The organism is Aliivibrio sp. SR45-2 (assembly GCF_963890165.1).
Classification (GTDB): domain Bacteria; phylum Pseudomonadota; class Gammaproteobacteria; order Enterobacterales; family Vibrionaceae; genus Aliivibrio; species Aliivibrio salmonicida.
On sequence record NZ_CAWPRC010000066.1, the window covers coordinates 18,496 to 32,673 of the forward strand.

The following is a 14,178-nucleotide window of genomic DNA, read 5'->3' on the forward strand; positions in this document are numbered from 1 at the left end:
TCATTACCTTTCATCAAAAGATTCATCTAGTGCGGCCATTACGGGTTTCAATGCGTAATCGATAACTTTTCGGTTACCCGTTTTGATGTCAGCCGTGAATTCCATATAAGGGGAGATATGATATTTAATGCCATTACGCTCTAAATAGTTCTGAGTGATGTCTATTTTGGCGAGGTAATATTCTTCTTCTTTTTCTTCATAAGAACTGCGTGAAATAGAAGAAATACTGCCGGTGATTACGCCATATTTAGCGAAATTATAAGCATCAAATTTCAGTTTTACTTCTTGCCCTTTTTCGATAAACCCAACGTCTTTACGAGGGATTTTGACTTCAGCATGAAGTGTGTTTTTTAATGGGGTAATGTCGGCAATACTGTCACCGGGAGAAATGATGGCGGATAAATAGTTATAGTTAACTTTATCAACGGTGCCATCAACAGGAGAGAAAACCAATAAACGATCAACTTTATCACTGATGGTTGGTAATTGAGTCAGTTTGATTTTGAGTTGTTTGTTCACTTCAGTCAGCTTGGCATAATAATCTGTGCTACGTGTTTTTTGTGTGTCATCAAGCAATTTTTCAAGGCGAACTAATTGGAACTCTTCGTTTAAAATACCTTCGCGTAAATTCTCAATTTCTCTCACCATGTTCATGTACTGAACTTTCATGTTAAGTACATCGACATAAGAGGCCATTTCTTCATCAAACAGTTGTTGCTTAATTTTAAGCTGCTGCTTGATCAGTCCTAATTGAGAGTTTGATGATTTTACACGGCGTTGCATTGATGCAATTAAACTTTGTTTGTGTTTGATGTCATGCAAGATCAATTCATCGCTAGATCGATTACGATTACTTTCTTCTTCCCACGACAAAGAATGAGTTTCGATCAGCTCTGGAAAATTAATATAAGCGGTAAAATTAGGTGTGCTATTACTGATTAGGGCATTGTATTTTTGTTGCTCGATTTGCAATCCAGTGATCTCGTATTGCGTTGAACTTAATTCGGATACACGGTCTTTGGAAGTCAATAATGCGATTTTTTGTCCTTTAAAAACCAAGTCGCCAGGAGAGACATAAACTTCGTTTAAAATCCCGCCTTCAAGATGTTGTACTTTTTCGACATCAGAATCGAGAAGCGCTTCACCCCGTGTTGAGACAGTAATATCAATACTGGCTTGAGAAGACCAAACCAACAGAAACAGAGCGAATACGACAATAACGATAAAAACTTTATGAGTAGAGACTTTTTTTTCACCATCTTTCGTATGGTTAAATCGCTCGATATGAGTGTTGTTGATGGATCGTTCTATAATTTTATCTAAATTACTCATGGGATAAATTCATCCTTAATTTTTTACCTATGATGTCCTATCAAGTATGCGTACTTATCGAGAAAGATAACTTTCCATTTGTTCTTTGATTTCATTTAGCCCTTCAACCACGGTATTGATTGTTTCTTTGTTCGGCTGATTACTCGTTTTCGTTGCGGCTTCAATTTCTTTAATAGCCGGAAGAATATCCATCTCACATAAGTTCCCTAATGCGCCAGAAAGGGTATGAGTTGTATGGAAAAGTGTTGGTAAGTCATTGGCTTCATATTGTTCTAATATGGTATTGCCCATTGTTGAATTTTCAGAAAGATAGAGTTCAAACAATTGTTGAGTGATCTCTTTATCTCCGCCAAACATTTCTTCTAACATATCTATATTAATCACAGCCACTAACCTATTAATTCAATACATATTGTTAATATAGGACAGAAGTTTTTATTGTCCACAATAAATATGTCTCTTGGTCTTTTTGGATTTCCTTTCCTATGCTCCTTTGTGAATCTCATACTCTTTATTAGTGTGTTTAAGTCAGTACTAGGTGACAAGGAGCAACATATGGCTATTGGTAATAATAACGACAACGAAGATCTAAATGGTGCAGTTGAGCAAGTAGTAACCGAAGATAGCTCATCTTCTTCAAATAGCCCTACGGGTAATCAAAATAATCAACAATCCACAATGGCGAATACAGTTGCAACAGGGACTGATGCTGTTGCTCCATTAATTGCCGATGATGAATCACAACAGAATGACGAAGATGATTCGAGTGGTTCACCAATAGCGGAAAATTCAGAAGAAAGTAACACTGAAGCCGGTAATGACGATGAAAGTAATGAAGCAAATGATGATACTGGTTCAAATGTGGTTGATGGTGGGTTGGGTGAGGATGAATCTACTGACTCTAATGCGCCGGCGGCACCATCTAGCAGCGACACTCAAAATGTAGGGGGCGAGTCTTCAGATTCGGAACCTGCGTCTCAAAATGCTCAAAACCCTGATTCGCCAGCCCCTAACGGCCGCTCGTCTTCTGTCAGTAGTGGTGCCGAAGGTACCAGTTCTGAAGGAGGGGTATTTAGAGATGAAAGCATCGATACTCATACCTTTGGTGTCAATGTAGAGCCTGAACGATCCGTTTATTCAAATGAATTAGAAAACTCAGACGTCACAACAGATACGATGATGTTTGCGGTTAATGTGTCTCCAGTGAATGATACGCCAACCGCGGTGGATAAATTATTTACGATGCAAGAAGATGGTGTTATCACGTTTACGGCAGAAGAATTGTTAGCAGGATCTGCGGATATTGATAGTGAAACGCTACACATTGATACCGTGACTTATACCGGTATCAATGGGGTTCTGTCTGAAAATATGGATGGCAGTTTTTCTTTTGCGCCAAATGAAAATTTTAATGGTCATGTTGATCTGAGCTTTACGGTTTCAGACAGTGAAGCAACGGTTGAGGCCAATATTGGACTAACGATTGAAGGGGTTAACGATATCCCTGTTGCGGGATCGACCTCTTACCAAGTAGATGAAGATCATGTGCTTACCTTTAATAATCAACAGTTACTTGCGAATTCAAGTGATGTTGAAGGCGATGTGGCGGTTCAATCGGTTGTTTATTCTGGTTTTGAAGGTGAATTGGTTGATCATGAGGATGGGACATATTCGTTTACGCCGAATGAAAACTACTTCGGTGAATTAGACTTTGATGTCGTTATTATTGATGAGGAAGGCGCTACCGCAAGCACAACGGCCAATATTCAAATTGTCTCTATTAACGATCCTGTTATTGCTGTAGATGACTCTGAATTAGGGGCAAGTGAACCACTGATTAGACTTGATTCTGCGCCTGAACATGGAACGTTAGAATATCTAAATGATGAGTTTGAATGGGTTGAAATGGTGGTTGGGGAAGAATACTCAGCTGACACTGAAGTTCAATTTGTTTCTGATGCGCTAGAGGTACAATCTGCCACTTGTGATATTGAAGTTGGAAGTTTTGATAATAATACCGAGACCACTATTTTTGATGGTACAGCAAGAACATCTGATTGGGGTGAAGTGAGTGGTAACACTGCGGTATTTACCAAGGAAGGTGTCACGATTACAACCGAAACCACCAATGGTGACTTGTTTGCTTGGAATGGTGCTGGTACAGCAATGGGAGCCGGTATTGGTGATACAAGTGACAATGGGTTATCTAATGATGATAAGTTAATTGTCACCATTGAGGGCGAAGATGTAAACCAAATCACATTCCAACTTGATGGTCTTGGCAGCTGGTTCGATGAATCTGATTCTAATGCCACTGAAGTTATGATTACGGCTTATGACGCAGAAGGTAATGTTATCGATTCTCAAGGTGATTACCGAGAATCGGGTGATTTCCAAGACGAATATTCATTTACGACAAATCAACCTGTACATCATTTTGAACTAGGAACATCTGGCGGCGGTGGTACTTACGTTGTTCAAAATATGACTGTATCTCGTACACTGTCAGAAGAACTTCAACTTGTTACTATTCAACCAGATGGCAGTGAAACCAACAGTGAGCTCACACTTGATTTAAATTACAATACTGCAGGTCAGCCCATTGATGTAACCGAAGAGTTGATCAATGTAGATGGCAGCATTACTTCAACACCGATTCAAGTGCTAGAAGACGGTCAATTAATATTGAATGTCAGTGATTTATTAGCCAATGATACCGATGCCGATGGGGATCCTCTGACTATCGTTGATGTGCATACCACGGATAATTCTCACGGTGAAGTGACACTAACTGAAGATGGACAAATACTTTATACGCCAGATCCAAACTATTCAGGAGAGGCCGATTTCCATTATGTCGTAACCGATGGTAATGGTTCGTTTGATTCAGCAACCGTTACTGTCGATGTTATCCCTCAGCAAGATGCGCCAATTACAACAGGTAACCTTGAGCTTACTATTGATGAAGATGGGTCAATTACCTTAACTCAAGAAGAGTTATTAGCGAATGCTGTCGATGTTGATGGTGATGACTTAACGGCATCGAATCTTTCTGTGGGTGAGAATGCTGTAATTGTTGAGAATGAGGATGGTTCATTTACGATTACTCCTGATGAGGATTTTAATGGTCAGTTAGACATTCGTTTTGATGTGAGTGACGGCATTGATGTTGTTGCAGCGGGAATTGATTTAACCGTCGATGCAGTGAATGATTTAACGGTGGTTTCTGGTGATGTGTCTGCGTCAACGGATGAAGATCATTCGATCACGATTACTCAAGCACAATTATTAGCAAACGCTGCAGATATTGATGGCGATGCTTTATCTGCACTTGATTTGATTGCTGAAAATGCAGAAATAGTGTCGCATGATGATGGTTCATTCACTATTACGCCGCACCAAGATTTTAATGGGATGATTAATGTTAACTATGGTATTCATGATGGAACCGATACCGTAGCATCGAATCTACAGTTAACGGTTGATCCTGTAAATGATGCGCCTGTTATTTCTGCTGATGTCCAAATTATCATTGAAGAAGATGGGTCTTATACGGTTACTCAAGAAGAGTTACTGCAATTTGCTACCGATGTTGATAATGATGACTTAACGGCGAATATTGGGAATCAAGGTTCTGAAACAACAGCGACTGGGGTTGTTGTTAATGCAGAAAATGGCGAACCCATTGCAGGAGTAGAAGTTGAACTAAGTGATGAGTACGGTAACAGTGCGAGTACACTTACTGATGTTGATGGGTCGTATTTTGTTACCGGATTGATTGTTGGCGAAGGAACGGTAACCATCGAAGAAGAGGATTGTATTACTTCATGCTTTACGATTAATGAAGGAGACACATTAAGCAGTGGCACTGTTGCTATATCTGAAGTCATGGATGTGACCGATATGCGCATTGTTGTGACATGGGGAGATTCAAGCGAAACCCGTGATTTAGATAATCATCTGTGGTTATACAATACCGAGACTGGTGCAGAGCTCGATCATATTTACTACCAAGATATGTCGCACCAATTGGGGGACGGAACGGTTCAGCAAGATGTTGATGATACTAACAGCTATGGCCCAGAGACGATCTCTGTACCGAATTACTCTGATGCGAATATGCATTACTCAGTACATAATTATACGGCACGTTCATGGGATGTAGAGGGTGTTGATGACGTTAAAGTTGATGTCTTTGTTGGCGATACCTTAGTGACCTCATTTGTGCCAGATTTACCTACTGATGCGACAGGCGACCATTGGCATGTATTTGATGTCGTTGATGGTATTATCGTTCCTGCTCAATTTACAGGTTCGGAAGATCAATTTACGGTACCAACATCTACTGAAGTGATCGGAAATCTAGATGCGATTGAAATTAGTGATGTGGTCGACGGTTCTGAGCATGAATCTGAAAATACCAACACAGAAGGGGCTGGTAACTCAGAGCAAGGAGAAGGAAGTTCAGGTAATGGCGAGGCGTCTATCGCCGACATTTCAATGCCCAATGGCGTCATTACTGATAATGGTGATGGTACTTACACCATTACCCCTGATGAAAATTTCAATGGTGAATTCTCAATAAATTACAGTGTTGATGATGGGAATGGCGCCGTTGTTCCTGCTCAAGTCGATGTCTCTGTTACTGCTGTAAATGATCTAGCGATAGTACAAGATCATGAATTTACACTAAATGAAGACGGTGTACTTATCATTACTGATGAGGAGCTTCTTGCGGGTTCATCTGATGTTGATAACGATGAACTGAGCGTTGATTCCGTGTCTTACACTGGTGACGATGGAACGTTAGTTTCGAATGATGATGGTACTCATACCTTTACACCAAATGAAGACTTTAATGGTTCTGTAAACCTTGAGTTTTTTGTCACGGATGGAACAGAAAGTGTCGCGGCAGCGATCGATATTACTGTTAATGCAGTAAACGATGCCCCTACATTTACAGAAGCCAATTTTGTTGTTAATGAAGACGGCTCCATTTTAATCACGGCTTCTGAGCTACTGCAAAATGCATCAGATATTGATGGTGATACACTTTCTATTTCTGGAATTTCAGTCCCTGAAGATCAGGGCATGGTTGTTCAGGATGAAAATGGAGATTGGCTATATACCCCAAACCCTGATGCGAGTGGAGAGGTGGCATTAACGGTGAGTGTTTCTGATGGAACCGTCGCTGTTGATTTCGCTTCAACGATCAGCATAACCCCAGATGCCGATGCTCCTACCTTAACGCTTTCACTGGGTAATGCTTCGATTACTGATTTCCCCGCAGAAGATGATGGCAACGTTAATGACATCCTTGCACAGTGGAGCACTGATAATGCGTCAGGTCTCATTGAAACAAATCAAGAGTCTGTTTATACCGGCGTTGATGATGGACGAGGCCGAGTTATTGAACTTGAAGCTCACCCTGGTGATGAGTCGAATATCTATCAAGACTTGGATCTTCAAGCGGGAGAAACGATCTCTTTAACATTTGATTACTCAGCACGAGAGGGTTATGTCGGAGAAGGGTCACAAATTGATGTTTATTTTGATGGTCAACTGATCGACAGTATTACTCAACCCACGGTTGGTTGGAGTACTTATAACTATGAATTAACCGCAACAACAGACAATCCGCGTCTGGAGTTTGATGCTCCAGGAAGTGACAGTTTAGGCGGTGTACTTGATAAGATACAAATCGTAGAAGTACCCGTTGAAGACCAAAATATCGGAATTGATATTAGTGCGGCTCTAACTGATATCGATGGATCTGAAAGCATGCAATCGGTGCTTGTCGAGAATATACCTGAAGGCGCAATGTTGAGTGATGGTGTTAATACCTTTACCGCAACAGCAGATGAAAACTCGGTAGATGTAAACGAATGGGCGCAAAATGATGTGCAGTTTTTACCAGCAGAAAATTTCAGTGGTGAAGTGAATCTTCAAGTGTCTGCTACATCAGTAGAGAATTCAAATGGAGATACAGAGACAACAACGTCACCATTAACATTTACTGTTGAAGCTGTGGCTGATGCACCAGAGCTAGTGATTACCGATGGCGATGGGCAAGTGATTGAAGAAGGAGATGAAATTCGAGATGATGCTAATATCATCGAGTTGAATTTGGGTGCCGAGTTGGTAGACCAAGATCTTTCTGAAACGTTAAGTGTGACGGTTGGTGGTGCACCAGAAGGCAGTGTGATTCATTATGATGGAAGTACCATTATTAATGATCAAACCAACGGCTTAACCAGTTATGCAGATACCAATATTACCGTGACTTTCGAAGGTGAAGATGCAGGATTCCAAAACTCTGCAGGTTATTACATTGTAGAAGAAGATGGGTCAATTTCGGGTGTTGAGCTGATTTATGATAATGCTTCACAGCAAGGTTCCGGTGGGAATTTGATCCCAGGTAGCTCTTCTTTCTCGTTTGGTATTGAAGAAGGACAAAGCTTTAACTTATTTGTTGTGCCAAATGGGTTTAACCATAATGACTTTAACTCGATGCAAAATGGTCAGTTTGTATTTAGAGATGAAGACGGTTCTCCATCAACAATGAGTTCTGTTGACCCACAATTAATATTTATTAATGAGGATGGCATTGAAACTCTGGTTCGGAGCCAAAATGGCGATACGGTTTACCATGGTGGTAACAGCACTAACTTAAATCAAGATGGCGTTGAACATACTCGAACCACGATGAATGAACAAGGTGAACTGGTTTATGGCATTGAGGATCTTTATGGTGGTGGCGATCGAGATTACGATGATTTTACCTTTACCATAGATTTAGGTGAAGTGAATCAATCCATTTATAGCGGTGAAATCCCAGTGATTGGTGATGATCCTATTGTTATCCCTACCGTGATTTTGGACCAAGTATTAACACTTGAATTACCCGAAGGGTTTAATGATGAATTTGATTTAATCATTGAAGCAACATCAACGGAAGAATCGAACCAAGACAGTGCAACAACAACACAAACAATCCATATTGATGCCATTGAGTATGCACCTGAAGTCACGCCAATAAGCGCAGTAATTGATGAAGACAGTTCAATTACACTAACTCAAGATGAGTTGTTAGCAAATGCGACCGACATTAATGGTGATGATTTAATCGCGACGAATCTTGTTGTTACGAATGGGGGGGCAACTGTTGTCTTAAATGAGGATGGTTCATATACCATTACTCCAGATGAAAACGTGAATGGTGCTCTTGAAGTGAGTTTTGATGTGAATGACGGATTGCATACCGTTGCGACAGAACTTCAATTGGCGGTGACTCCAATTAATGATGCGCCTATTGCTCCAACGATAGTGGTAAGTGAAAGTGAAGATGACGTATTACTGATTGACCCTAATTTTATTTTATCTCAAGCAAGCGATATCGATAATGTGGATCTGATCCTTGAAAGTATTAGCATTCGTTCACCAGCACAGGCGTCACTGACTCAGAATCAAGAGGGTTTATATCAAGTTGTTGTGCCTGAACATTTCAACGGGCCAATTGATATTGCTTATGTCGTCAGCGACGGTGAGCTAAGTACCGAAGGAACGGTAAATGTGAATATCATCCCTGTTGATGATGCGCCATTCCAATCGGGGAATGCACATGTAGCGACGGATGAAGATGGTGCAATCACCTTCAATAGCGCGGATATTATTGACCTATTTGGTGATGTAGATAGTGCATTAACGGTATCAAGGGTGATCACGGCAGAGGGGGAGGAAGCAGAAGGTACCGTCATTGACAATGAGGATGGTACGTGGACATTTACTCCAACAGATGACTTTGCTGGTACAACGGGTCTACAAGTCGTTGTTACCGATGGTTCGACAGAAGTTAGCATGGACATGAATGTGTATATTCGTCCTGTTGCTGACGGCGTTGCTATAACGACCAGTTTTGATGGGCCACTGGTCTTCCCTGAAGATTCAATGGGTCATTTCGGGCTGAACATTGAGCAATTAGATACCTCTGAAATTATGACGAGTGTTGTGATGACAGGGTACCCAGTTGGGTTTGTTGTTAGTGATGGCGAGCATACCGTAACGATAACTGAAGAAGGCCAAGGTGTTGATATTGGTGATTGGAACCTAGATAGCATGACAATGGTACCGCCAGCGGATTTCAACGGTAATTTCTTTGTTACCGTGTCGGTTGTGTCATTGGATGAAGTCGAAGATCCAGCAGATAACCCGATTACCCAAGAATTGGGCAGTAATCATTCGGATGAGTCTCCTTTTGAGCTTGATGATGATGGTTATGCTCTATTATTGAGTGCTGATTTACTGAATTCTCTTGATAATAATAACGCTGAGAATGTCATTTCTGATGTGACATATTCAGGAGGCAACGGAACTCTTATTGATAATGATAACGGGACGTGGAGCTTCTGGACAAATCCAGATTATGATGGAGAAGTAAATGTCAATTTCTCAACATCTGACGGTGTAAGTCACCAAGTTATTCTGACACAAGACAGCGTAGAGAGTGACTCTTCACCAATAACTCAAACGAATGTTGCAGAGCCTCAAGGAGCACAAACTGAACCAGAAACAGAGGCGGATTATACCGCTGCGCCGGGCGATACTCTTAATATAGATATTCCGACGGAAATATCTGAAAATGCAGACGTTGATCATATTCATATTATTGGCCTACCTGATGGTGTGGAGCCAACTCAAGGTTTATCCGATGGAGAGGGTAATTATGTTATCAGTGATACTTCTCAACCGATTACACTTAGTATAGATGAGAGTGTTTCTGGCGATGTCAGAGTTGAGATGATCGGAATGACAGCAATGGATGATCCTATTGATGGTGCGGTTGGTTTCAGCTTGATTGATGTAGATTCAAGTTATGAAATGCAAGGGAGTAGTGCCGATAATGCGGACGCGTTGGTTCAAGGTGGTGATGATTCATCAGGCCAAGATTGGACAACTGCAGACAATACAGACGTTGGTGTCGATGTAATGGATGACAGCTCAAGCTTTGATTCAGCAACTCAAGAAACAACGGCAGACGATGATTTATCGATGCTTAATGATAATTAATTAAGTCATCGTGTCATAAAAAACCTTGGGATCTCTCTATCATTTTATGATTAAAGAGGTGCCAAGGTTTTTTTTATTATAAGAAAGTATCCTAAACTGTTTTTAACAACATAAAATGTCATAAGGATATGCATGAAACGTTTAGCTTCTTTTTCAATTCAATTGCTATTACAGACAGCTGGGGCAGTAATCACGGCGCTTTTATTATTGTATTTCTATATGAATTTCCAGTTCCATGAGCACGAAGAGCGACTCACTGAGCTGCAACTCGAAATTAAATTAGCTAAAAATGACATGTTAATGTTGCGTCGTAATGAAAAAGATTTTATGAGTAGAAATGAAATCAAATATCACGATCGTCTAGAAGTCGGAATTAAAAGCTTTAAAGGCAAACTCATTAATATTCATCGAGTATTAGTGGTTGAGGGAATAGATATTAACTCTGACAGTTTGGGGTTAATTCAATCGATTGATGAGTATGGATACTCCTTTCATGAATTGAGTGAATTATTAGGGACACTAAATGGAAAGGGCACAGAACAAGGGTTATTCGGAAAGCTGAAAGATGAATCGATCCAACTAGAAAGAGATCTGCTTGTCTTACATGATATTGAATTGAATCAAATGATGTTGATGTTACAAGAGAAAGTTTACGATTTTTATTCAGAAATGTCAGGGCAAGAAGAAGTAACGGTTTTGTTTAAGTTGGAACAGATCTTTCAATTGCTTAATTTCATGGAAATGGAGATTGCCCGTTTTGATAATGAAGAGATAGACAAGACTTACCTGACATTTAAAAATAGCTTTATTAATATTCAAAAACTGCACAGTGTTGTTGGTTATAATTATCGCTTAGGCCTGCATGGTGAAATACGAGCGACAATTCATGATGTAGAAGAACGTCTTAATGTATTATTTGATACTGTGTCTGTAAAAGCGACAAACAAAATCGAGCGGTTTTATTTTTATAGCCAAGTGCTTTCCGTTGTTATTTTCCTTCTTATTATTAGTGTACTGATTACAGCAGTTGTGATGACTTCTCGTTTAGAAAAACGAATATTGCGATCACAAAACCAAGAAATTAAAGCCAACAAAGCAAAAAGTTCATTTCTGGCCAATATGTCTCATGAGATCCGTACCCCACTTAATGGGATTATTGGGATGACTGAAATATTGTCAGTATCGACATTAACGGCCATTCAAAAAGATTATCTAGCCACTATCAATGCCTCGTCTCAAACCTTATTAATGCTCATTAATGATGTGCTTGATTTGTCTAAAATAGAATCAGGAAACATAGAAGTAAATGCACATAGTTGTAAGATAAAAGAAGTTATTTTTGATACCGCAGCGTTGATTGCCCCTAAAGCACAGCAAAAAGGGGTTAACATTAAAATTATTATGAGTGAAAATTTCCCTACTTATGTAAAAGCCGATGAGCAAAAAATCAGACAAGTCCTCATGAATTTAGCTTCTAATGCGATTAAATTTACAGAGGCAGGCTCTATCTCTTTTGAATTGTCATTAATTGAAGAAACAGACACGTCTTATCGTTACTTCTTCTCTGTAAAAGATACCGGTTTGGGGATTGAAGAGAGTAAACATGAGCAGGTGTTTGAAGAATTTAAGCAAGAAGACGATGACACATCAAAGAACTACGGAGGAACGGGGTTAGGTTTGGCTATTTCGTCTAAAATGATCAAAATGATGGGCGATGAAATTAAATTAAAATCCAGCAAAGGTGTTGGTAGTGAATTTTATTTTTCGCTTGAATTAGAAAAAGACCATGCGCCTGAGAAAGTGTCAAAAACAAGAAGAAATAAAACCATTATTTATTGTTCAAAGTCACCCAAAGAGCTGTTTATTAGTGAAGTGAGTGGTTATGGTTACCATGTTGAGAAAGTGTATTCGATTGAAGAAATTAAAGTTCAAGAAACCTCTGATTCTTTGGTTGTGCTAGAAAAAGAAGATTTCCAAGATAAAATTGATGTCGTTAAAGAAAAATACCCACGACTGCCTATCGTACTCGTTCGAAATAACACCGATAACAATGCAGAAATAGACAGTGTGAGTGGCTATGTGACGTATCCATTATTAGGTTCACGTTTAGATAACTTACTGCATTCTGTTTTTGAGCATTCACATGAGAGTGAAACCACAGAGGTTGAAGCAAAAGAAGGAGAAACCGAGCGTGGCAATGGTATGGTTCTTATCGTAGAAGATAACAAAATTAATCAGCAAGTTGTCTCGATTAACCTTAAAATGTTGGGTATAGAATATAAAATTGCTAACAATGGTGCAGAAGCGGTTGAACTGTATAAAAGACATCATGAAGAGATTCTTGTGGTATTAATGGATTGCATGATGCCGGTTATGGACGGCTTTGAAGCAACAAAAGCGATTCGACAGTTAGAAAAAAATGAAGATATGACGCTTACAACGATTATTGCGCTTACAGCTTCTATATTGGACGATGACATTCAAAAATGTTTTGATAGTGGTATGGATGATTATTTACCTAAGCCATTTAGAAGAGAGATTCTTCAAGAAAAAATAGCGAAACTTCAGTTAATCTATAAAAAACGATGAATTAGTATCAGTTGGATAGACGATAAAGGTGACGATGTATGTTAAGCGAACAAAAAATATTAATTGTTGAAGATGATCCAGTCAGTCGTCAGGTATTGCATCATCTATTAAAGCCGTTACCGTCCATTTTAACTCAAAATGGGGCTGAAGCTCTTGATGTTATTTTGAATGACAGTATTGATTTGGTCTTACTTGATATTCATATGCCAGTAATGGGAGGCTTTGAAGTCATTGAAAGGCTAAAAAGTGACGATAAAACAAAAGATATCCCTATCATCGTTATTACGGTGAATCATTCAACAGAAGATGAAATTCGAGCATTAGATTTGGGTGCCGTTGATTTTATTACCAAACCGTTTAATGCGGTTATCTTGCAGAAACGTGTACGTAATCAGTTAGCTTTAAAATTGAAATCCGATTTACTTGAAAAGCACGCGTCATTAGATGGATTAACGAATCTTTTAAACCGCCGCATGTTTGATTTTGATTTAGAAAGTAAGTGGGCTGAAGGACGCAGGTTGAAGACCAACGTTGGGCTTATCATGTTCGATATTGATCACTTCAAACTTTATAATGATAATTATGGTCATTCAGCAGGTGATGATGTACTCGTGCGTGTATCTAGAGCTCTAATGGGAGCTCTACAAAGAAAAACCGACAGAGTGTATCGATATGGCGGTGAAGAGTTTACTTTAATTCAGTTCGATACCGATGTTGCACAATTAAATCAAACCGCAGAATTATTAAGAGAATGTATTTATAACTTGAACATTACTCATGAGCACTCTTCTTATGGCAAAGTAAGTATTAGTGTTGGGGTGGCCTTAATCGAAAATGATAATGATCAGTCAGAGCATTCATTATTATTGGCTGCGGATGAACAGTTATACAAAGCTAAAGATAGAGGACGTAACTGTATCGCATCAATAACTGTATGATAATTGGAGATTATTTATTCATTTTAAATAAAAAACAATCAGTTAGGTTTACTTTTAATCAAACGGACATTTTTTTTCAAAAAAGACTTGCGCCTGATCTCATTTTCTCTATAATGCGCGACATCACTTGATGAAGCTGACGCTTCAGATAGAGTCCCGTGGAGGGATGGCTGAGTGGTCGAAAGCACCGGTCTTGAAAACCGGCAACCGTTAATAGCGGTTCTAGGGTTCAAATCCCTATCCCTCCACCATA

Annotated in this window: 5 protein-coding genes and 1 tRNA gene; 4 read left to right on the plus strand and 2 right to left on the minus strand. The window is 39.5% G+C overall.

Features of this window, described 5'->3' with window-relative positions; all coding sequences use genetic code 11:
• Positions 1-3: 3 nt before the first annotated feature.
• Both AACV33_RS03085 and AACV33_RS03090 read right to left on the minus strand, forming a co-directional pair.
• The gene (locus tag AACV33_RS03085) at positions 4-1,332 is read right to left on the minus strand and encodes an HlyD family type I secretion periplasmic adaptor subunit (protein ID WP_182699844.1); all 1,329 of its coding nucleotides are present in this window, start codon (positions 1,330-1,332) and stop codon (positions 4-6) included.
• Between the two features lie 54 nt (positions 1,333-1,386).
• Complete coding sequence (locus AACV33_RS03090; protein ID WP_017023412.1) at positions 1,387-1,716, minus strand: Hpt domain-containing protein; 330 nt, start codon at positions 1,714-1,716, stop codon at positions 1,387-1,389.
• 171 nt (positions 1,717-1,887) lie between these two features.
• Here AACV33_RS03090 and AACV33_RS03095 point away from each other — a divergent pair, with 171 nt between their 5' ends.
• The 4 genes from AACV33_RS03095 (at position 1,888) to AACV33_RS03110 (ending at position 14,176) form a co-directional block, all read left to right on the plus strand.
• A complete protein-coding gene (locus AACV33_RS03095; RefSeq protein WP_182699845.1) occupies positions 1,888-10,398 on the plus strand; it encodes a tandem-95 repeat protein in 8,511 nt (2,836 codons plus the stop codon).
• A 132-nt stretch (positions 10,399-10,530) separates the two neighbouring features.
• Positions 10,531-12,987 carry an ATP-binding protein gene (locus AACV33_RS03100; protein WP_065611039.1) on the plus strand — a complete coding sequence of 819 codons (2,457 nt, stop codon included), beginning with the start codon at positions 10,531-10,533 and terminating at the stop codon, positions 12,985-12,987.
• 38 nt (positions 12,988-13,025) lie between these two features.
• Positions 13,026-13,925 (plus strand): GGDEF domain-containing response regulator, encoded by a 900-nt coding sequence (locus AACV33_RS03105; RefSeq protein ID WP_023602592.1) that lies wholly within the window; start codon positions 13,026-13,028, stop codon positions 13,923-13,925.
• 160 nt (positions 13,926-14,085) lie between these two features.
• Positions 14,086-14,176: transfer RNA gene (locus AACV33_RS03110), tRNA-Ser, on the plus strand.
• Positions 14,177-14,178: the final 2 nt, after the last annotated feature.